The 19,774-nt window shown below is 62.0% G+C and carries 18 protein-coding genes and 2 pseudogenes; 4 read left to right on the forward strand and 16 right to left on the reverse strand.

The window, feature by feature from the left end; genetic code table 11:
* Window positions 1–188: 188 nt before the first annotated feature.
* From NLM27_RS42655 to NLM27_RS42680, 6 genes are all read right to left on the reverse strand, one after another.
* A complete protein-coding gene (locus NLM27_RS42655; protein ID WP_254149303.1) occupies window positions 189–1,127 on the reverse strand; it encodes a beta-xylosidase in 939 nt (312 codons plus the stop codon).
* Window positions 1,124–1,891, reverse strand: coding sequence for a TIGR04290 family methyltransferase (locus NLM27_RS42660; protein WP_254149304.1), 768 nt, complete (start codon window positions 1,889–1,891; stop codon window positions 1,124–1,126). Before NLM27_RS42660 ends, NLM27_RS42655 begins: the two co-directional genes overlap by 4 nt.
* On the reverse strand, window positions 1,888–2,988 hold the full coding sequence (locus tag NLM27_RS42665) for a glycosyltransferase (protein WP_254149305.1): 1,101 nt from the start codon (window positions 2,986–2,988) through the stop codon (window positions 1,888–1,890). Before NLM27_RS42665 ends, NLM27_RS42660 begins: the two co-directional genes overlap by 4 nt.
* Window positions 2,985–3,581, reverse strand: coding sequence for a histidine phosphatase family protein (locus NLM27_RS42670; protein WP_254149306.1), 597 nt, complete (start codon window positions 3,579–3,581; stop codon window positions 2,985–2,987). The genes NLM27_RS42665 and NLM27_RS42670 overlap by 4 nt, the downstream gene beginning before the upstream one ends.
* The gene (locus tag NLM27_RS42675) at window positions 3,581–4,681 is read right to left on the reverse strand and encodes an inositol-3-phosphate synthase (RefSeq protein WP_254149307.1); all 1,101 of its coding nucleotides are present in this window, start codon (window positions 4,679–4,681) and stop codon (window positions 3,581–3,583) included. The genes NLM27_RS42670 and NLM27_RS42675 overlap by 1 nt, the downstream gene beginning before the upstream one ends.
* 135 nt (window positions 4,682–4,816) lie before the next feature.
* A complete protein-coding gene (locus tag NLM27_RS42680) occupies window positions 4,817–4,975 on the reverse strand; it encodes a hypothetical protein (protein ID WP_254149308.1) in 159 nt (52 codons plus the stop codon).
* Between the two features lie 35 nt (window positions 4,976–5,010).
* On the opposite strand from NLM27_RS42680, the gene NLM27_RS42685 reads away from it, so the two are divergent.
* Entirely contained in the window at window positions 5,011–5,298 is a 288-nt protein-coding gene (locus NLM27_RS42685; RefSeq protein ID WP_254149309.1) for a hypothetical protein, read from the forward strand.
* 13 nt (window positions 5,299–5,311) lie between these two features.
* Entirely contained in the window at window positions 5,312–6,214 is a 903-nt protein-coding gene (locus NLM27_RS42690; protein WP_254149310.1) for a hypothetical protein, read from the forward strand.
* Window positions 6,215–6,232: 18 nt separating this feature from the next.
* Here the strand turns inward: NLM27_RS42690 and NLM27_RS42695 are convergent, their stop codons facing one another.
* Together NLM27_RS42695 and NLM27_RS42700 are read right to left on the reverse strand one after the other, a co-directional pair.
* On the reverse strand, window positions 6,233–7,045 hold the full coding sequence (locus NLM27_RS42695; protein WP_254149311.1) for a Crp/Fnr family transcriptional regulator: 813 nt from the start codon (window positions 7,043–7,045) through the stop codon (window positions 6,233–6,235).
* 350 nt (window positions 7,046–7,395) lie between these two features.
* Window positions 7,396–8,997, reverse strand: coding sequence for an alpha-amylase family glycosyl hydrolase (locus NLM27_RS42700; RefSeq protein WP_254149437.1), 1,602 nt, complete (start codon window positions 8,995–8,997; stop codon window positions 7,396–7,398).
* Between the two features lie 310 nt (window positions 8,998–9,307).
* On the opposite strand from NLM27_RS42700, the pseudogene NLM27_RS42705 reads away from it, so the two are divergent.
* Together NLM27_RS42705 and NLM27_RS42710 are read left to right on the forward strand one after the other, a co-directional pair.
* Window positions 9,308–9,488 (forward strand): annotated as a pseudogene (locus NLM27_RS42705) (hypothetical protein); the annotation flags it as partial.
* A 246-nt stretch (window positions 9,489–9,734) separates the two neighbouring features.
* On the forward strand, window positions 9,735–11,504 hold the full coding sequence (locus tag NLM27_RS42710) for an SDR family oxidoreductase (RefSeq protein WP_254149312.1): 1,770 nt from the start codon (window positions 9,735–9,737) through the stop codon (window positions 11,502–11,504).
* Between the two features lie 27 nt (window positions 11,505–11,531).
* Here NLM27_RS42710 and NLM27_RS42715 read toward each other — a convergent pair.
* The 8 genes and pseudogenes from NLM27_RS42715 to NLM27_RS42750 form a co-directional block, all read right to left on the reverse strand.
* Window positions 11,532–13,827, reverse strand: a pseudogene (locus tag NLM27_RS42715) (membrane-bound PQQ-dependent dehydrogenase, glucose/quinate/shikimate family).
* A gap of 82 nt (window positions 13,828–13,909) precedes the next feature.
* Window positions 13,910–14,287: a cytochrome c family protein gene (locus NLM27_RS42720; RefSeq protein WP_254149313.1), complete on the reverse strand. Its 378-nt coding sequence runs from the start codon at window positions 14,285–14,287 to the stop codon at window positions 13,910–13,912.
* A gap of 19 nt (window positions 14,288–14,306) precedes the next feature.
* Window positions 14,307–14,945: a cytochrome c gene (locus tag NLM27_RS42725; protein ID WP_254149314.1), complete on the reverse strand. Its 639-nt coding sequence runs from the start codon at window positions 14,943–14,945 to the stop codon at window positions 14,307–14,309.
* Entirely contained in the window at window positions 14,942–15,781 is an 840-nt protein-coding gene (locus NLM27_RS42730) for a substrate-binding domain-containing protein (protein ID WP_254149315.1), read from the reverse strand. Before NLM27_RS42730 ends, NLM27_RS42725 begins: the two co-directional genes overlap by 4 nt.
* Window positions 15,765–17,612: a PQQ-dependent dehydrogenase, methanol/ethanol family gene (locus NLM27_RS42735; protein ID WP_256570471.1), complete on the reverse strand. Its 1,848-nt coding sequence runs from the start codon at window positions 17,610–17,612 to the stop codon at window positions 15,765–15,767. Before NLM27_RS42735 ends, NLM27_RS42730 begins: the two co-directional genes overlap by 17 nt.
* 113 nt (window positions 17,613–17,725) lie before the next feature.
* Window positions 17,726–18,511 (reverse strand): heme-binding protein, encoded by a 786-nt coding sequence (locus NLM27_RS42740; protein WP_254149316.1) that lies wholly within the window; start codon window positions 18,509–18,511, stop codon window positions 17,726–17,728.
* An 87-nt stretch (window positions 18,512–18,598) separates the two neighbouring features.
* Entirely contained in the window at window positions 18,599–19,522 is a 924-nt protein-coding gene (locus NLM27_RS42745; RefSeq protein ID WP_254149317.1) for a cytochrome c oxidase assembly protein, read from the reverse strand.
* On the reverse strand, window positions 19,510–19,722 hold the full coding sequence (locus tag NLM27_RS42750; RefSeq protein ID WP_254149318.1) for a hypothetical protein: 213 nt from the start codon (window positions 19,720–19,722) through the stop codon (window positions 19,510–19,512). Before NLM27_RS42750 ends, NLM27_RS42745 begins: the two co-directional genes overlap by 13 nt.
* Window positions 19,723–19,774: the final 52 nt, after the last annotated feature.

The raw sequence follows: 19,774 nt of genomic DNA on the forward strand, positions 1-19,774 counted from the left end.
CAGAAGCGATGCAAGGAATGTTCGTTCCTTGAATTGTACAAACAATAATTTCGCTAAACCTAGATCTATAACCTAGGTGAATCTGCACTTCAGCGACGGCCAATTGGGGGGTGTCGGCGAAGCCGACAGCCTCAATGTTGCCGGAGGCACGAAATGAGAGTTGATGAAATGTTTGTGGCGTTCCCTCTCTAACGATCAGGCCGGAGGACCTGCCGGGTATTGGGAGAGGAGATCCCAGTCTGCGCGCAGTAGCGATCGATCATCTGCGCACAAAAATCGGCGAACTCGTTCACGTCCCGTGGCGGGCTGGTGTGATGAGGCTCAATGCCTCTATGCTCAGGCGTAAAGCAGAAGGTTACGGTGACTTGAAACTCTGCTAAAGCATCCATCTGACGGTCAAACCAGTCGAGTGCATTAGGGCGGAAACTGTCGGCCCATGATAGCCCGGTCCTGAGATGAGTTACGCCGAAACGTCGCATCCAGCGCACGGCACTTTCGAGGCGATGATCCTCAAAGTGAAACCACTGACACAGCCCCATCCCATGTGCATATCTGTCGAAAAGCGTTCCTGCGGCCTTTGGCGTGCCGTCCTCGCGTAACAGGCCCATATGGAAATGCCGGTAATAGGAGGATCCTTCGGCCTCCTTGTGTCGCGTCGTGGCTTCCCACGTTGAGGGAAGGTCATAGAGGCTATACCAATGAATGCGCGGCACACGGCCGATCAGAAGCTCGGCGGTCCGCCTTAAGCCCCAGGCTTGCACCTCTTCGGCACCAAACGATGAGACGCCGACCTCCGTGACCCAGACCGGCAGACGGGTCACAGCCTTGATTTCCTCGATCTTGGCCGGCCATTCATCGATCTTCCAGAGGTTCCAGTCGAGCGGAAATCCGTGCACGGCCACCGCGTCGAAATCGTCGAGCACACCTTGGGCTTGCATGTTGCGTATGAAAGATGGATCGATCGGCGAGATGCCTCCGAGCACGCGCTGCAACGCCGGTCTCGCGCCGCGGATGGCCCTGCAGGCGGCAATCGCAAGACTAGCAAATTGCCTCCAGTCGGGATCGATCGCGATGTCCCAATGCGACTTGTTGTTCGGCTCATTCCAGATCTTTGCCGCTTCGATCATCGGTCGGCTTCCCGGAACAGCTGGGCCGAGCCATCGGATTCCAGACGTTCAGAGCGCTGGCAGAGATAGACCTCGTCTTCCGGATGCGCCGCTATGGAAAAGCCGGCGCTCCGCAGCATAGCCTCAACGCAGGCCCGATTCGGCACCCACCAATTCGTGGGGTCTTGAGCATATTCGTTCTCGATGAAGTGAAGCTTGGGATAGCCGGCTGAATCGAACTGGTCTGTGCTCCAGAAGTCGTAGTTCTTCTCAACTGTATCAACATGGGCGCCGCCTCGCTGCATAGACTGAAACAGCAGGAGGTCGCGGGCAACATGCTCATGGATGAGATCGAGCGCAAGCAGCGGGTGGCGTAGATGATAGAATACGCCCATGAAAATCACGAGGTCGAACCTCTCTCCGAGCTGTCCGATGTCGTATGTGGACATCCTTCGAAACTCGATCCGGAGCCCATTCACCTCGGCGGCAAAGCGCGCCTGGGCCAAATAGCCTTCGTCGGTATCCAGGCCCAGGACGCGTTCGGCGCCCCGCCGCTTCATTTCCATGGCATAAAAGCCTGCGTTGCAACCGATGTCCAACACCGACTTGCCGTCAAGCCGCTCCGGGACAACGTCGGAGAAGCGGCGCCATTTCGCTGTGGGATAGTCGCCAAGGAAATGCGATGGGGCAGTCGGAACGCCGCCGAGATCAAGATTGTGGAACCAGGGTCCCAGATCTTGGACGCGCCGGCGGATTTCGTCTTTCGAAATTAGTCCTCTCGTCACACAGTCGCTCCATCGTTCGCGAGTGCGCCGGGCCGCGCCTGTTCGATTAGGCCTATGAGCTCCGAGGCGCGTTTGTCGGATGTATGTTGAGTGAGGGTTCGCTCGCGAGCCCGTCTCGCCATGCGCTGCAGTTCGGCATCGGTCAGCGTTAGCGCTGAGAGCGTATCGCCCACATCGTGTGCGAGCATGATTTCATCCCCCGGTGCAAAAAAGTCACTGATGCCAGGCCAGTCGTCGGTAAGAAGTGGCGCTCCGCAAGCGGCAGCTTCAAACAGCCTGCCCGATGGACACCACCCCGCATCGATCATCGCTTTGCGCGTCAGGTTGAGTGTCATGCGGCAGGAAGCGAAGAACGGCGCGTGCTCGGATGGGGGCAAGTGGCGAACAAAGTACATATTGGACGACCAGGGAAAATCGTCAGGATATTGCGCTCCGGCGATCAAGAATCGGAGGTCTTGCCGAGCGCGCGCGGCATGTACGAGGAGAGCCTCGAGTGCGATCTGCCGATCTCTCGAATACGTGCCGAGGTAGGAGAGATCGGCGCGATATTGCGGCTGGGACGGGGCAGGTCGGTGAATGTCAGTATCGACGTGATTGTAGAGTGGCCGGACCTCACGAGCTCCAAGGATACGCCGGAAGTCCTCCTGAATCCGGGAGCCGCCGGCGAAGCTGAGGACCAAATCGAAGTCGGATAGGCCACGCGAGCCGATATATGGGACTGGATCGCCAGCTTTCAATCGGGCCAGCGTCACCGGAGTGTCGAGGTCATAAAATATGGAAACAGCGCGGTGTTCGGAGCAGATGAGGTGCGACGCCGCGACGGCATCATGGCAGTAGGACGTGACGATCGCGGCATCCGCCTCGCGAACGTGCCGGCGGGCGCAGGACGATATCTCATCCCAGGACGCGAAGAGTTCGAGGCGGCCTGAGGGGAGCTCGAAGAAGTCTCTCGTGTCGGCATAATATGGCACGTCGCGCTCGAAGAATACGATCGTATGGCCGAGACGCGCGAGGTGCTTGCAGAGGCCACGCCAGAGCGTCGCATGGCCGTTGCCCCAGGAGGACGAGATGGTCAGGCCGAAAATAACGATCTTCACGCCGTCACCCGCTTGTTGATCCCAGTGATTCTGAATCCGTCCCTCTCCGCGCTGAGGGTGCTGATGCTGGATGGATCGATCTCGATCGAGAGAAAGTCGTCGAGCCGCTTGCGTGCATAATGCAGCAGCGCCGCGCGGATTGGCTCGGCATGGCTAACGGCGATGACGGTACCTGCAGAATGATCGTTGCGCAGCTGCTTCAGATGGCCGACGACGCGGTGTTGAAGCGCCCGCATGCTCTCGCCTCGCGGTGGACGGCTGCTGCCGCGTCGCCTATTCCAACGCGACCATTGCGAGTCGTCAACGAGCTCCTCGAAGGACCGGCCGGTCCATTCGCCGTAGTCGAGCTCGTCGAGGGCCGGAACAATCTCGATCGGCAGTCTGAAATGTGCGGCCAAAATGCAGGCTGATTGCATGCAGCGTCGCTGCGGGCTCGATTGGATCAGGTCTGGCCGCGGGCTCACGTTGGCTGCACAGTGCGCCATCTGCTCGCAGCCGATGTCATCGAGCGTGACTCCGTTCATCCGGCCGCACAGCGTGCGGCCGAGCAGGCCGTGGTGACCATGGCGGACAAGATGAATGATCTCGGCCATCAGGTGTACGCCTTGTCGTCGATGAAGGCGCGTGTACGCCGACCAGCCTCCTCGTCGGTGAATTGCTGCGGTGGCGATTTCATGAAATAGCTGGAAGGGCCGGTCAGGGCCCCCCCGCGTCCGCGATCCATCGCGAGTTTTGCGCAGCGGACCGAATCGATCACGACGCCCGCCGAGTTCGGAGAGTCCCAGACCTCGAGTTTGACCTCGGCGCTTAGCGGCACGCCGCCGAACGTCGTGCCTTCGAGCCGAATGAAGGCGAGCTTGCGATCGGTCAACCAAGGGACATGGTCGCTTGGGCCGACGTGAATGTTATCAGGGTGCATCGGGACGTCGAACTGGCTGGTGACCGCCTGGGTCTTGGAGATCTTCTTCGAGGTCAATCGCTCACGTTCCAGCATGTTCTTGAAATCGGTATTGCCGCCGACATTGAGCTGGTAGGTGCGGTCCAGTCGCACGCCGCGGTCGCGAAACAGATTGGCCAGCACGCGGTGCAGGATGGTGGCGCCAACCTGACTCTTGATGTCGTCGCCGATGATTGGAAGTCCTGCATCCTCGAAGCGTCGCCGCCAGTCCGGATTGGACGCGATAAAAACAGGAATGCAGTTGACATAGCCACAGCCAGCTTCGATCGCGCGCGCCGCATACCATTCGCTTGCGCGCTGCGATCCGACGGGCAGGTAGGAGACGAGAACGTCGGTTCGAGACATCGCCAGGACTTCCGAAACGTCGGCTTCGGGGACGTCGGCAATCGGAACGTCATCTTCGAGATAGCGGCCAATGCCGTCCATGGTCGGGCCGCGTTGGACGATAACGCCGGTCTGATCGACATCGCTAAAGCGCTGCGTGTTGTTCGGCTTCGCAAAGATGGCATCGGCGACATCTCGCCCGACCTTGCTGACGTTGACGTCGAAAGCCGACGCGATCTGGATGTCGCTGATGTGATACCCGCCGAGTTCGACGTTCATCAGGCCGGGCACTGGCTCGTTCGAGCTGGCGTTCCGATAGTAGGTGAGCCCCTGAACGAAGGAGCTCGCGCAGTTGCCGACGCCGACGATACCGACCCGCACGCGGCGCCTGTCCTGAAGACGGGAATGCATGGGCTAAACCTCCGGAGAGACGCATGGCGTCAGCGTAAGTAGGTCGACGAACGTGCCGGAAGGTATGTTGGTTCCTGTGCCGGCAGGCGGCGCATCCGCGAGCGGATCGATTCACGGCAAGAAAATACAGTCGGATTAACCTGGGATAGAATCCGTGGCCGGATGAAGGGAACGAACATCATCTTCGATGAAGATGATGAAGATGATGCTGGTTGCCGGCGTCGGCGCGGCGCGCCGTGAAGAACAAATCACGGCCGGCCGCGTTTCACCGCAAATGGTTCGGGCGATGACCATGTCATTGCCTGCCCTGTCAACAAGCGAGGTGCCGCATGACGTCCAAGACGCAGAACAGCGAAGCTCAACAGACCACCGATCGCGCCGCAATCCGCAAATGGGTGGATGAGCGGGGCGGACAACCGGCGACGGTTAAGGCGACCGAGGAGGATGGACATGCCGGCATCCTGCGCATCGATTTCGATCCGCCCGATGACGGGCTCGACCGCATCGGCTGGGATGAGTTCTTCGACAAATTCGACGAGGCCGGTGTTGCGTTCCTGCATCAGGACCGGGCCAAGGACGGTAAGCTGAGCCGCTTCCACAAGTTCGTCCGCCGCTAGCGGATCGCGGGAGGTGGCGAACGACTGGGTGGAGGCGATGCGCGCGGACGATTTTGCGCGCGCCTGGGCTATCAACGACTGCGATCTCGCGGCATCGTCGCATCCGCCCAAGCATATCGGTCCACGTCATCTCCAGCGGATCTGGCGTGGGGAGTCTCTCGCGGGCAAGCGCGTGCTCGTGCGGTGCTATCACGGACTCGGCGACACCATCCAGTTCCTGCGTTTCATGCCGCCTCTCCGTGGCCTGGCGTGCGGCGTCACGGTCTGGTGTCAGACCGAATTGTTGCCGCTGGTGGAGCGCACGGCAGGCGTCGACCGCGCGCTTGCCCTCCATGAGGGGACACCCGAAACCGACTTTGATGTTGATATCGAAATCATGGAGGTGCCGCACGCGCTTAAGTCCGGGCGCGGGCAAATCGAGATGCGGGCGCCGTACTTGACGCTGCCCCAGAAGACCCTGTCGGCGGCGATCGACCGCGGAGCCTTCGCCGTGGGCCTGGTCTGGGAAGTCGGTCAATGGGACAAGCGGCGGGCTGTTCCGCCCGCGTTGCTGCGATCTCTCGCTGTCCCCGGCATAGCGCTTTACTCTTTGCAGAGGGATGCGAGAAAGGAAGACCTCATGCGGGTGGGCGCGCGCGACATCAGCACGTCCGACATCGCAAAGCTCGGTCATCTGCTCCGCCAACTCGACCTTGTCATTTGCGTCGACACCATGGTCGCACACCTCGCGGGCGCACTCGGATGCGAAGCCTGGGTGCTGCTGCACGCCGATTGTGACTGGCGGTGGCCTTCAGCCGGGAGCCGCTCGTCTTGGTATCCGAGCCTGCGGCTGTTTCACCAAAGGACGGCCGGCGATTGGAGCGCCGTCATCTCACAGGTGCGCGAAGCCTTAGAGGAGCGCACGAAGTCCGGGTGAAGGATCGCATGAAAATCGTCAGGCCGGCAGGGCTGCGACTTTGGTCGATACCCGTTGCGCTGGCGACGCGTCCCGGTCGCGCGCCCGAATGCCAAGATAGGCGGGATCAAAACGCGCCAGCCGAACCAATCCAGGCCAGTTCGAGATCACCAAGGTCTTGCCGTGCCATTGCAGCAGGTTGGAGCGGCGCAGTTCCTGGATGGTGCGATTGGCGTGGACGGGGGAGATGCTGCAGGCTGCGGCGAGGTCGGACTGGGTGAAAGGCGAGGACAATATGAAATCCTTCGCAAGCCCGACATTCTGCAGGCGTGTCGTGATCTCGCAGAGCAGGTGCGCCACGCGTGTCAAAGCGTCCCGGCTCCCAAGGTTTATCGTCCAGTTGCGCTGTATGGCGTGATCGGCAAGCAGCATCAGCAGCAATGCCCGCGACATTCGTGGCGACCGGGCCGACAGTTCGCGAAAAAAGCGATGTGGAACCTGCGCGACCACGGCGGGGCCGAGCGCAATCAAATTGCCGTTGATGTGGGGCTGGTAGAGTGTCTGGAGATCACAGATGTCGCCGGGGATTGAAATCGACGTAATCTGTCCATCGGTTCCTTCCGCGTCTTGCCATGAGAGATAGCCCTGGAGCAGCAGACAGCACTGATAACCATCATCGCCATGGCGCAGGATCGCCTGACGTGAACTGACATGTGTGATGGTGCTCGGCATCTGCGCGAGCAGATCGAGGTCGTCCGCGGTTACGTCACCGAGACAGGCCAGATGATCGGCTAGCTTGGAGAACGCAAATCCAGTCTGCATTTGGAGCACCCGATCGCCCGCTGCCCACACCCACTCTGACCAAGTGACAAGGGTTAGGCATTAAGGTTTGATACATTCACGTCGGCTCAGGAGAATAATCGAGATGCAAGTTCCCTTCGGCCATACGAGCGGAGTGGCCTGCGCTTTACCATCCTCGTGGAGAGACTGATCGCCGATGATCTCGCCGACTGCCTGCTTGGCCTTGGCGACAATGCCTTCTTTGAGGTCTCTCGCTTTGCCTATCGCCACCTGCCAAATCGCTGCTGCCCGGGGGCCTGAAGAAGTGGGCGCCGCGGTGCGGTTTCATTCGAAACGCTGTCGGCATGGGAGGGTGCCCAAAGCAGTGAGACTCTCTGCGGCGTGCATGGTTCCTGACATCGTCATCGACGATCCATCGCGATGATCACGCCTTCGTTGCCGCGGAGTAGGATCGACGCGTCCAGCAACGCCTGCGGTTTTCGGTCCAGATGGGTGGACATCAAGAGGTGGCCAAGACCTTCCCACGCCCGCCTTCGTGGTTCGGCAGCGATGTTGAGCGCAATCATCACGACTTGGCCGTCATGGATGCGTCTAAAGGCAAGCACGTCGTCCTGCGACCGCAGCGGCTCGTAGTCCCCCTCGCGAAGACATACATGCTCGCGCCGCAATGCCATCAACGCGCGAAACAGCGCCAACACTGATCGCTCGTCGCCCTGCTGCGCCGACACATTGGCCGAGCCTTCTGGATCGAGCGGCAGCCAGGGGTGGCCGCTGGAGAAGCCGCCATTGGCGCTGTTGTCCCACCGCATCGGCGCGCGCTCCGGATCGCGACACAGGCCGTAACCGGGAACGAGCTTTTCGAAGGGGTCGCGGACCCGATCGGCAGGGATCGAGACCCGCTTGCGGCCGATCTCGTCGCCCATGTAGAGGAAGGGCGTTCCCTTCAGAGTCATCAGGAGCATCGCCAGAACACGGATCTTCGCCTCGCCGATCTTGCTCGCGATCCGCTGTTTGTCATGACCGCCGATCACCCACACCGGCCAGGCGCCTTCGGGCAGGGCGTTGAAATACGCATCTATCGCCGCTTGCAGCGACAACGCATCCCATGGCGTATCGTGTAGCGCGAAGTTGAGAGGCAAATGAAGGCGCGGACGCTCCGTGCCGTAGAAATGACCTATGCGGTCGGTCTTGCCCTGGACTTCTCCGCAGAGCAGGCGCCCCGGATAGGTGTCGATCACGCCACGAATGAACTCGATGCATTGCATCGTCTCCGGCCGGTCGTCGGTGAACACCGGCGTCTGCCGCTGGGGTGGCGGCTTACCTTTTGCTTCCGGGTTCGCCGGATTGTCGCGCAGATGCACGTCCTTGATCAGGACAGCACTGGCATCGACCCGAAAGCCATCGACGCCCCGATTGAGCCAGAAGCACATCACGTCGGCGACGGCGGCGCGCACATGTGGATTGCGCCAGTTCAGGTCGGGCTGTTCGACCAGAAAGGAATGGTAATAGTATTGCCGGCGCGCCTCGTACCATTCCCACGCACTGCCGCCAAAGCGGCTCAGCCAGTTATTTGGTGGACCGCCATTCTCGGCAGCGTCGGCCCAGATGTACCAATCGGCCTTCGCGTTGTTGTGCGAACTGCGGCTTTCGACGAACCATTCATGGTCGTCTGCCGTGTGATTTGGAACCAGATCGAGAATGAGACGGATGCCTTCCTCATGGAGGGCGGCGACGAGCTTGTCGAAGCCATCGAGGCTGCCGAACGCGGGGGCGATGGAGCAATAGTCGGAGATGTCGTAGCCGAGATCGCGAAAAGGACTCCTGTAAATCGGCGTGAGCCAGATCGCATCGACGCCCAGCCATTTCAGATAGTCGATGCGCGAAACAAGGCCGGCGAGGTCGCCCGTGCCGTCGCCGTCAGAATCCTGAAACGAGATCAGCGCTATTTCGTAGATGATCGCTGCCCGCCACCAAGCCTTTTCGTCCAAGTGCTTCGCGGTCATTTTCCTGCTTAATCTTTTCCCTCGCAAACGGGTTGGCCGGACCGGTATCGCCACGCCCGCCTCGCCAACCATGAAGTGACAAGTCAAAGATGGAACGATGGTTGCTATGGGCATCGGTAGGTCGCGGCACCTGGAAGTCCGATTTACAGCGCGGCCGTTGCTGTCAGGGTTGTCATCCTTGAGAAATAAGTCTTCGCATATCGACCTGGAGAGGCAGCAGAATTTTGATCGCTAAACCGGCCGTTGATAGTTCTGCGAGGACGGGGCCAGGTCACGGTTCTCGGTGAGCTATCCGGATGGGTTCGCCACAATGAAAGACCTCAAGCGTGATATGGGGATCCTGGCGACCAGCGGACGTGATTGGACAGATCGCACAAAGCGGCTCGGTGCGCGTGTCCGACCTCGATATCTTCTCGCAGGCGCTCATCGAGCGGTTGAGCGGAAGCTGGCGGATCCGCGAGAACGGGCGAGTTGTGCTGGACGCCATGGAGGGATGTTCCGCTGATCCTCTGCCAGGAATTGAGGAAGCACCAGATTGAGGCCGGCCGAGAGGCCGGCGCTTTGATCCCAGGCGGGAAGGGGCGGCAACGAATTGCACTACGACGATGGCTGCGCGATGCCGCGCAAGCGGCCTCGGGTCCGCGCGTCCTGAAACCTCGAGGTCTGGCGTCGAACATTATCGCAGGAACGAGCGTCATTCCTGGGATTTGCACCAGGGTGCTCACCGAAAGGCGCTCATGAACAGTTCTGATACCGCGCTGTCGGCCGCCAGCCTGAGCAGGGTGACCGACGACATCTGGATCGTGGACGACGCGCCGATCAGCGCGGCCGGCCTGCGTCTGCCCGTTCGTATGACGGTCATTCGGTTGTCGAACGGGGATCTCGTGCTGCACTCGCCGGTGAGGTATTCGCCGGCTCTGCGCGATCAACTCGAACGGTTGGGCCCGATCAAATATCTGCTCGCGCCCAATGTCGCGCATTGGATATTTCTGCTTGCATGGCAGAGACAATTTCCGCAAGCGTCGACCTTCGCGGCGCGGGGACTGTCGGCGCGAAAGCAGGTGCGGGAGGCCGGCCTTCGCATCGACCGCGAACTGGGCGACATCACACCAGGCGAATGGGCTGCCGAGCTCGAGACCGTCTCCGTCAACGCGCCACTGTTCTCGGAGGTGGCGATATTCGACAAGCGAAGCCGCACATTGATCCTGACGGATCTCGTGCAAAATCTTGATCCAAATCATCTCCCCCTGTCAGATCAGGCCGCGGCAAGCCTGCTTGGCAACGCCAGGCCGGACGGCAAGGCGCCAGTTTATCTTCGTCTCCTGTTGCGCCTTGGCGGCCGTTCGGTGCAAGCGGCGGCGGAGCGGCTGGCGAGCTTGGCGCCTGAGCGGGTCATTTTCGCGCATGGCGACTGGTTTGTATCTGGAGGAACCGAGCGGCTCCGCCGCTCGCTGCGATGGCTTCTCCCCGCCGGCGCTTCGCAAGCGACGTCGCGGTCGTTGGGAGGCACACGCGTCGTCATAACGGGAGCATCGAGCGGAATCGGTCGCGCCGCAGCGCTAGCGTTTGCTCGAGAAGGCGCGAGCGTAGCTCTCGCCGCGCGGCGCGGCGAGATCCTGACCAGCCTTGCGGCGGAGTGTGATGCGCTAGGAGGCCGAGCCCTGGCGGTCCCGACCGATGTCACCGATGCTGAGGCGGTGCAGCGACTGGCCAGGGAGGCGGAAGATGCGTTCGGCGGCATTGATGTCTGGATCAACAATGCCGGCACGGGTGTGTTCGGCGCCTTCCAGGACGCCGACCTCGCGCTTCATCGCCGGACGGTCGAGGTCAACCTGCTGGGAACAATGCACGGGGCTTTCGCGGTGCTACCAATCTTTCTTCGTCAGAAGCGGGGTATCCTGATCAACAACATCTCGCTCGGCGGCTGGGCGCCGACACCGTTCGCTGCTGCCTATACGGCAAGCAAGTTCGGCCTGCGCGGGTTCACGGCCAGCCTCCGCCAGGAGCTCGGTGCATACCCCGACATCCGCATCTGCGGAGTTTTCCCGGCGATAGTGGATACGCCGGGCTTCGTGCACGGTGCCAATGTGTCCGGGAAGAGGCTTGATCCGGGCCCGCTGCTCTACCAGTCCGAAGATGTGGCCCAGACCTTTCTCAGCCTGGTTCGCGCGCCTCGCGATGAAGTGGCCGTCGGGTGGCCTGCACGCGCTGGTCAGTTCGCCTACGCGGTCGCCCCCAAATTGACCGAGGAGGTCCTGGGATGGGCATTCCGTTTCCTGCTGTCGCGCGCGCGACGGGCACCGATCAGCGAGGGGAGTGTCATCGAAGCGTCCTCACCGGGGAAGTCGGTGGATGGCGGTTGGTTGGCCCGGAAGCAGCTTCCGCCGGCCGGCGTCATAAGCAAGGGATTTGCTCTGCTGGGAGCCGCTGCGTTGGTGGCTTTCGTCGCCTCGGCTGTCGCCGCTCCGCGCCGGCCGCGGATCAGAGCGAGGCGTCGCCGACCGTAGGCAGGCGCCCTCGCAGCATCGCCGGCATCATGACAGCGCGTAGGCTCGCACATAGTCGCCGAGTTTGGTGCCAAAAGAGCCGTGGCCGCCGTCGACCGTCACGACATATTGTTTGCCGCCGGCCTCATATGTCATCGGCGTTGATTGACCGCCAGCCGGGAGACGGTCCTGCCAGAGCTGTCTGCCGTTACTGACGTCGAACCCTTTGAATATGATACCGCCGGCGGTCACGATCGATCCCCCCAACATGGGAACGCCGAGCTTGAACGGCAGCGGGAGCGGAGCCTGATCGCGGATCGTGCCAATGCGATGTTGCCACACCACCGTGTGGGTGCTGAGGTCGACGGCTGCGATATTTCCCCAAGGCGGGGCAAGGCAGGGCAAGGCAGGGAATGCCGAGCGGTGACAGGAAGATGCCGAGATCGACACCATAGGGAGCGCCGTACATGGATTGCACACCGAGTTCGGTGCCGGGAGGATGCGCTGCGTTCTGCGCCGCGGGATTGTCCTGTCCGCGCGGCACGAGGCGGGACACGAAGGGGATGGATTGCGGGTTCGCGATCGCGATCTGCCGCTGCGGATCGACCGCGATGCCGCCCCACTCGAACATGCCGAAATCGCCAGGCAAAACCAGCGTTCCTTGCTCGGATGGCGGCGTGAACGGTCCTTCGTAACGCAGGCGCTTGAATTTGATGCGGCAGGCGAGCTGGTCGAACATCGTGCTGCCCCACATCTGCGCGTCCGTAAGCATGCCGGGCGGGCGGAAGCTCAATTCCGAGAAGGGCTGCGTCGGCGACAGCCTCTCGCCGGCCGCGGGACCCTGCGGCACCGGCTTTTCCGGCATGGGCACCAACTGATGCCCATCGCGTCGATCGAGCACGAAGACGTCACCGGTCTTTGCCGGGATGTAGATCGCCGGCGTCATGCCGTTGCTCGAGCGCAGATCAACGAGGCTCAGCTGCGAGGGCATGTCCATGTCCCAGAGATCGTGGTGCACGTTCTGGAATGACCAGCGCAGCTTGCCGGTCGTTATATCCAGCGCAATCAGCGCCGAATCATAACGCTCCTTGTCCGGTGAGCGGCCGCCGCCCCAAATATCCGGAGAGCTCGAGCCGAGCGGAACGTAGACAAGCCCGAGAGTCTCGTCGAGTGCCGAGATGCTCCACGAATTGGGCGAGCCGGCCGTGAAGTGATGCGAGGTCGAGGGCATCTCGTTCGGATCGGGATTGCCCGCGTCAAAGGCCCAGATCAGCCGCCCCGGATAAATGTCGAAGCCGCGGATGACTCCCGATGGGACCCGGCAGAATAATTGTCGATGACGGCGCCGCCGACGATCAGCACCTTGTCGGTGACCACGGGCGGCGAAGTGCCCTCGTAGAAGCCGAGCGTCTGGATCTGGCTGCCTTCCTTGAGGTCGATCTGGCCATGATCGCCGAAGCTGACGCAGGGCGTGCCGCTCCTCGCATCCAGCGCGAACATTCGTCCATCATTAGTCGGCAAGAAAATGCGCTCCGGATAATCGCTGGGGGCCGGCGTGCGGTCGGCCGTGACCGCGCCGGGCTTCGTCGCGTGATAGGACACGCCGGCGGCAGGTCATGTGCTGGAAGGCTCTGTTGTGCTGGATCTGCGGATCGAACTTCCAGCCGGTCGCGGCATTGAGTGCGAACACGATCTGGTGCGGCGAGCAAGTGTAGAGCAGATCGCCGATCTTGAGCGGCGTCGCCTGGTTGGTAATCTCGCCGGGATCATAAGGCCCCTTGTGGTCGCCGGTGCGGAATTCCCAGGCCAGCTCGAGATCCTTCACATTGGCCTTGGTGATCTGGCTGAGTGAGGAATAACGGGTGCCGAAGCCGCTCACGCCATAGGCTTTCCAGTTTTCGCCGGCGGTGGGCGGGGCTGCTTCAGAGGAGGCGACGGCGCCTGTCGTTTCGTTCTCTGGGATCCTGCCGGTAAGATCGTGTCGGTCGCGCGCCAGGGAAATGCCGAGCACGCCGGCCGCGACGATCGGGACGAGGCCGAGCGCCCATCGCGCGGTCGCCGTAAGCGGCGCAAGGCGACGCGCAATGAAGGGCAACAGCAGCCAGACGCCAAGTGGTGCCAGCACATCGCCTCGCGGCGCCAGCGACCAGAAGTCGAATCCAGCTTCCCAGATCGCCCATGCCATCGTGTCGAGAAGCAACGCCGCATAGAAACAGAGCGCTTCGGCACGCCGGCGTCCAAGCAGCCAGCTCGTGACGAGAAGCATGAGCCCGGCGATGACATAATAGACGGAGCCGCCAAGCGCCGCGAGCCAGGTGCCACCGAGGGCGAGGACCAATCCCATGATGGTGACGACGACGACAGTCGCGGCCAGCAACGGCGCGTCCCGGAACAGTCTTGGGAGCGATGGATGGGGGTCATAGGATCTACTTCAGCGTATAGAGAAACGCCGCGATGTCGCGCGCGTCCTTCTGCGGGATGCCCATTTTCGGCATGGCGTTGCCCGGCAACGCCCGCTGCGGATCTTCGATCCAGGCGGCCATGTTGTCCGGCGAATTATGGATGTAGCCGGCGATGTAGGTCCGCGTGCCGATCCGGTGGAGGGGCGGGCCGACGTTGCCGTCGGCACCGGCGATGCCGGGGATGTCGTGGCAGCTGCCGCACTGGTATTGCTTGACGAGGTCGGCGCCGCGGCGCGCATCGCCCGTGAAATTGTCCGGGCCGGCTGCCTTGCCTGGCTCGCAGGCCGCAGCCGTCACGCCCAGCAGCGGGACGATGAGCAATCGTGTCGTTCGACTCACCATCGGTCGCTCCGCTTCCCGATCAAGGCTTTTTGCCGAAGTTAAAGGTCTTGGTGGCGGACCACGGATCGGTGGTCGAGACCTGCTCACTCGGGACTTGCTCCACTTCGGGGGACAGCGGATTTGCCGAGAATGTGCGGCCCCATTGCCGGCTCGGCTCGTTGCTGATCTTGCCGATATAGGTGACGAGATCCCAGATCACGCTGTCGGGCAGCACGCTGCCCCATGCCGGCATCCCGTTTGGCCTCCCCTGGTAGATCGACAGATAAATGTTCTCGGGTTGCGAGCCGTAAGTGAATAGGTTGTTGCTGAGCGCCGGTCCCATGCCACCGCCGCCGTTTGGCGCGTGGCAGCCGATGCAGTTGAAGCTGACATAATAGGTCATCCCGCGCTGCTCGGCGTTGGGATCGCCTTGCACAGGGTTCTTGATTTGCGGAGGATCGGGCTGCGCGCCCGGGAAAAGAGTGGTCACGGGAACCTGCATGAAGACGCCCGGGCGACCATTGCCGACGCTTCCACCAAAATTCGGACGCGGCGTCACTGTCGGCATCTGCGCTTCCTGCGATTGCGGCAGGCTTTGCTCGGCCAAAGCTGGGCCATTCGGGAGGACCACAAGCAGCAGAGACAAGGCACTCGCGGATCGAGCGTTGGCAGATTTCATTGATGCCCTCCGGAAGCGGTGACCGGCGGGTCGATGAGGGGCACGCCGTATCCTCGCAGCAGCGCGGCAATGTCGGATCGATGCTCGTCGATGAACGCGTTCAGCTGGTCTTTGAAAGCGTGGTCGCCTTTGCGGACGCCCATCGAAATGGCGAATTGGAATTGCTGAGGTGCGAAGCGTTCGCCGTCCTGGATCGGCGTTACCGTCAGCGGCACCTTCGATTGCTTGGCGAAGTATCCGGCGAGCGGACCCCAAGCTGCGGCGAGGTCGATCTCGCCGCTCTCGACAGCCTCGATCAGGCGCGCCGGCGGATCGGCTTGGCGATAGTCGCCGTAGATCGAGTAGCCGCGGACATTATCGACGATGCCGAGCTGGCCGAGGGCCTGCGCCGGCGGTGGATTGTTGCCGTCATCGCCGACGAGGTGCACGCCAACCACCAGACGACGTAGGCGAGGGTCGAGCAGGGTGGAGAGATTGAGATGATCGTGCTGACGGCTCACGAAAACGTATGTCGAGCGATAGTAGGGCTTCGTGGCCTCCACGAGATCAAAGCCGGTCGGCACGCCCATCACGACATCGCACTTTTCAGCCTTCAGCGTATTGCGGATGAAGCCTCGACGCTGCGCCCACCAAGTATAGGATAGCCGGCGTCCGAGAGCCTCAGCCACCATCGCCGCGAGCTTGTTCTCGAAGCCGGCTTCGGCGCCGTTGGAAAATGGCAGATTGTTTGGATCGGCGCAGACATGAAGCTCGCCATTTGGCGCGGCCGAGGCCGCGGACGCGATCCCGATCAGGCAAGCAAGCGCGAGCGCGGCACAGTCACTGCGGAGGCGCATGGTTGTTGTCCTGACCAATGGTGCTGCCGAGCTTGAACACCAGGAGTTCGCTGCCGCCGGCGGTGTAGAATGGCAGATCCTGCATTGCACCAGTGAAGCCGAGCGCGCCATTGCGCACGCGTTGATCGACCTCCGCATTCGCTACTGCGCCGGGCCAGCCACCGACGCCCGAGAGGATTGCGATGTATTGTTGCCCATCCGAGCCCCGGTAGGAGATTGGTTGACCGATGAATCCGGAGCCCGCGCGAAACTGCCAGAGGACGTTGCCGGTCTTGGCGTCCACCGCCTTGAACAGACGATCCATCGTCCCGTAGAACGCGACGTCCCCCGCGGTCACCAGCGCGCCGCTCCAGACCGGAAGTTTTTCGTGGATCTCCCACACCTTCTTGCGCGCGACCGGATCCCACGCCATGAACTCGCCGCGGTATCCGCCTGGACCGGCATACATATCGACATCGGCACCGACATAGGGTGTGCCGGCGATGTAGCCTACCTGCGAAGCCTTGAAGTTCATGCAGAGATGCTGATGCGGCACATAGAGAAGCTTGGTTCGCGGTGACCAGGCGGAGGGCTGCCAATCCTTGGCTCCGGGTGCGGTGGGGCAGATGTTCTCAACGGTCTTGCCGACCACGGGCGTCTTTTCCTCATTGGGGATGATCTTGCCGGTCTTGAGGTCGACACCCTTATAGGCATTCACGAACTCATAGGCGTCCGCCGAGATCACTTCGCCGGTGGCGCGGTCCATGACGTACATGTAGCCGTTGCGGCCGGGGTGGATCAGCACCTTGCGCGGCTGGCCATTCAGCTCGAGGTCGACCAGCACGTTCTCGTTGACCTCGTCATGGTCGAACAGATCGTGCGGGTTGACCTGATAGGCCCATTTCGCATGCCCATTGTCGGGATTGCGGGCGAAGATGGTAGTGCTCCAAAGATTGTCGCCGCTGCGCTGGTTGGCATTCCACGGACTGGGATTTGCGGTACCGTAATAAATTAGATTGAGCTCGGCATCGTAGGAGATCCATCCCCACATGGTGCCGCCGCCGACCTGCCAACGGCCGGCAGGCCAGCTCTTGACGCCGAGATCCGTGCCCTTGAGGTTGTCGTAAAAGGGCTTGAAGTCGTCTCCGATCAGCACGTCCTTGTCGGGGCCGGTAGCATAGGCGCGCCAAGCGATGGCACCGGTGTTCTCATCGAGCGCGGTGACCCAGCCGCGTACGCCCATCTCGCCGCCGCTGTTGCCGATGAGAACCTTGCCCTTTACGACCACCGGCGCCATCGTGATGGTCTCGCCCTTATTGATCTCGCCGAGCTTCGTATGCCAGAGCTCCTTGCCCGTCTTGGCGTCGAGTGCGACCGAGTGATTGTCGAGCGTGTTGAGGAACACCTTGCCGTTGTCGAAGGCGAGCCCACGATTGACGACGTCGCAGCAGGCAACGCCGGCAGCCGCGGGCTCTGGCTTCGGCGCATACGACCATTTCAATTCGCCGGTGGTGGCGTCCAGCGCGAATACACGGTTGGGATAGGGGCCGGCATAGGGACCGACCACATACATGGTCCCGTCGACAACGAGAGGAGCTGCCTCCTGACCACGATCGGCTCCAACCGAAAACGTCCAGGCGAGTTGGAGGCGCGAGGCGTTGCTTGCGTTGATCTGGTCGAGATCGCTGTAACGCGTGTTGGCGTAGTCGCGTGCAGCCATCGGCCACTGGCTGGGATCTTTCATGCGGCTGGCGAGATCAGTTTGCGCAAAACCGGGCGAGAACAATGCCCAGCTGCCGCAGAGCACGCTCATCGTTCCCCACAGCAACCGCTTGAGGCCGAGCCTTAACATAAGTGAAGATCTCCACGGCATTTGGTGAGGCCGCGCCGCGTTGCAGGCCCGTTTGCGAACGTACAAGCGTTGCGCTCTGGCTTGGTTCCAAAGCTCTGCCGAGCCTCAGGTCGCTATCTCACGACGTTCCCCGAGACGCCGGCACCTAGATCGACGGCAATCTGGTCCTCCTTGCCGTCGCATTTGGGATGGCCAAATCCTGACGGACTTTTGCCATCCGGCCCGATGTCGTAGATGATGGCGTCCTTCATGTTGGGGCTGACGCCGGCGGGAACGTGATCGAGGCCGAGAAAGTGGCGCACGCGCCAGGCAACGTTGTGATCCGCGCAGGAGCTGTCGCCACTGACGCCGAGCGCACCGGCGATGCCGTTGCCGTCATAGAGCGCCAGCCCGCCGCCGAATACGATCACGCCGCCGACGGGCTTGCCGACCATCGGATCATGTGCAGTTCCGAATTCATCCGGCGTGCCCGCATAAAGGATTTCCGGGGACGGGGGATTGCTCAGTGCGGCCCCGAACAGAAATCCACCCGGCTGGGCGCCCGCGTAAAGATTGGCCGTCGCCATCGCCTTGTTCTTCAGGCTGAAGGCATTTGCCGTGTTGGCCTTCTCGGCCGCGATCGCGCGGCTGCCGAGCCATTGGTCATCGACCTTGCTGCCGCTGTAAGCAACCGCGCAGACGACGCCCTGCCGATTCACGACCGCTGCCCACTCGTTGTTGTCCAGTCCGCCGTTGCTGGGTCCACCGCCGGGCTTGACGCTTTTCTTGAGGATGTCGGCGAGTTGATCATGGTCGACCGGACACGACATTCCCGCGCGCGGTTGATCTTGTGCGATCCCGCCTTGCGGCGCAAAAGCCGCCGCGAGGATGCCAGCCGCGATGGCGGTTCGTTTGCTCATATGGCCTCCACCGAAATTGTCGAACTCAGCAGGCGAACGTTGCATCAAACCGGCGGTTCCTATGTTCCTCGCGAGCGGGTAGATTCGTCAATTGGCGTGCCGAACCGCCGGGAGGTGGGCGTGCGCATCGAACGCCGTCAGCCACCGATAAGCGAAGAACAACGCCGCACCGGTGTAGAGCATGCCCATCGGCACCCACATCAGGATCCCGGCGAGCTGTTGATCCTCGAGCGGCGAAAGATCGAACTCGCCGGCGAGAGCGCCCTGACCCGGGATCCATATGCGAGTTGACAAGGTCAGCAGCGCCCCCAGTACACCGGAATGAAGGCCAGTGACGAACAGGCACGCAATCGCGATGCCGTCGCGAAGCCGCACGCTGCGCCCTACGCCGCGGCCATGCAGGAGCACCCACCAGAACAACAACGCGGTGGCAAAGAAGCTGACATGCTGGAGGCGATGCATGGCGGTGTCCTGGAGCGCCCATATATAGAGAGGCGGCGCATGCCAGGCCCAGAGCGCCAGGCCGTGCAGGGCCGTTGCACTGAGAGGATGGCTGACGAGCGCCCATGGCCGCGCCAGGATAGGCAGATTGAGACATCCGCCCGCAGCCGGACGCAACGAGGAGGGCAGGCTCCACATCAACGGCCCGTTAATCCGGGCGAAGGCCATCAGCGGGGCCCCGACAACCATGAGCAGCCCGTGCTCGATCATGTGCGCGGTGAAGAGGCGCTCGCCGAGCCAATGAAGCGGCGAGGTGAGGGCAAGCGCGACGACCAGCCATCCTGTCCAGAACGCGCCGACTTGGTGGAAGCTGACGCCCCGACCGCCGCCGGCGTGGTGCCAGAGCCGCTGCGTGCCGATGTAGAAGCCGATTCCGACGATATAAAGCGGCGCCAAAAGCCAGGGATCGAAGCTCCAGAGCGATCCGGGATCGACGTCCGAGATGCCATGTGCCATCACCGGCCCTGCAAGCAGGCCAAGCACCATTATCGCTATGCTCAGCGCAGGCATGGGCTGATCATCAGCGACGCCGCAAGCTGGTTCGCGATCGCTAGCGCGAACAGCACGCCGGAGCCGACGCCGAGCCATGCCATGAAGGTCCGCGGGCCACCCCCTTGCGCATCGGCCCATTCCGCCCCCGCGCCGCGACGGACCGCGTGCGCCGATATTGCCGTGCCCACGAGTGCGACGACGATCAAAACGGCGCTCATAATCGTGCCGCTCAGCCTTGTCGTCTCGCATGAGAAATGGTCGATCGCATAG

The organism is Bradyrhizobium sp. CCGB12 (genome assembly GCF_024199845.1).
Lineage (GTDB): Bacteria > Pseudomonadota > Alphaproteobacteria > Rhizobiales > Xanthobacteraceae > Bradyrhizobium.

Excerpts from the sequence above, each read along its gene's own strand:
- NLM27_RS42730 (WP_254149315.1), bottom strand. The coding sequence starts at position 15,781 with ATGCGCCTCCGCAGTGACTGTGCCGCGCTCGCGCTTGCTTGCCTGATC.
- NLM27_RS42750 (WP_254149318.1), bottom strand. The coding sequence starts at position 19,722 with ATGAGCGCCGTTTTGATCGTCGTCGCACTCGTGGGCACGGCAATATCG.
- NLM27_RS42735 (WP_256570471.1), bottom strand. The coding sequence starts at position 17,612 with ATGTTAAGGCTCGGCCTCAAGCGGTTGCTGTGGGGAACGATGAGCGTG.
- NLM27_RS42685 (WP_254149309.1), top strand. The coding sequence starts at position 5,011 with ATGACGTCCAAGACGCAGAACAGCGAAGCTCAACAGACCACCGATCGC.
- NLM27_RS42720 (WP_254149313.1), bottom strand. The coding sequence starts at position 14,287 with ATGGTGAGTCGAACGACACGATTGCTCATCGTCCCGCTGCTGGGCGTG.
- NLM27_RS42710 (WP_254149312.1), top strand. The coding sequence starts at position 9,735 with ATGAACAGTTCTGATACCGCGCTGTCGGCCGCCAGCCTGAGCAGGGTG.
- NLM27_RS42675 (WP_254149307.1), bottom strand. The coding sequence starts at position 4,681 with ATGCATTCCCGTCTTCAGGACAGGCGCCGCGTGCGGGTCGGTATCGTC.
- NLM27_RS42700 (WP_254149437.1), bottom strand. The coding sequence starts at position 8,997 with ATGACCGCGAAGCACTTGGACGAAAAGGCTTGGTGGCGGGCAGCGATC.
- NLM27_RS42740 (WP_254149316.1), bottom strand. The coding sequence starts at position 18,511 with ATGAGCAAACGAACCGCCATCGCGGCTGGCATCCTCGCGGCGGCTTTT.
- NLM27_RS42670 (WP_254149306.1), bottom strand. The coding sequence starts at position 3,581 with ATGGCCGAGATCATTCATCTTGTCCGCCATGGTCACCACGGCCTGCTC.
- NLM27_RS42745 (WP_254149317.1), bottom strand. The coding sequence starts at position 19,522 with ATGCCTGCGCTGAGCATAGCGATAATGGTGCTTGGCCTGCTTGCAGGG.
- NLM27_RS42680 (WP_254149308.1), bottom strand. The coding sequence starts at position 4,975 with ATGGTCATCGCCCGAACCATTTGCGGTGAAACGCGGCCGGCCGTGATT.
- NLM27_RS42655 (WP_254149303.1), bottom strand. The coding sequence starts at position 1,127 with ATGATCGAAGCGGCAAAGATCTGGAATGAGCCGAACAACAAGTCGCAT.
- NLM27_RS42725 (WP_254149314.1), bottom strand. The coding sequence starts at position 14,945 with ATGAAATCTGCCAACGCTCGATCCGCGAGTGCCTTGTCTCTGCTGCTT.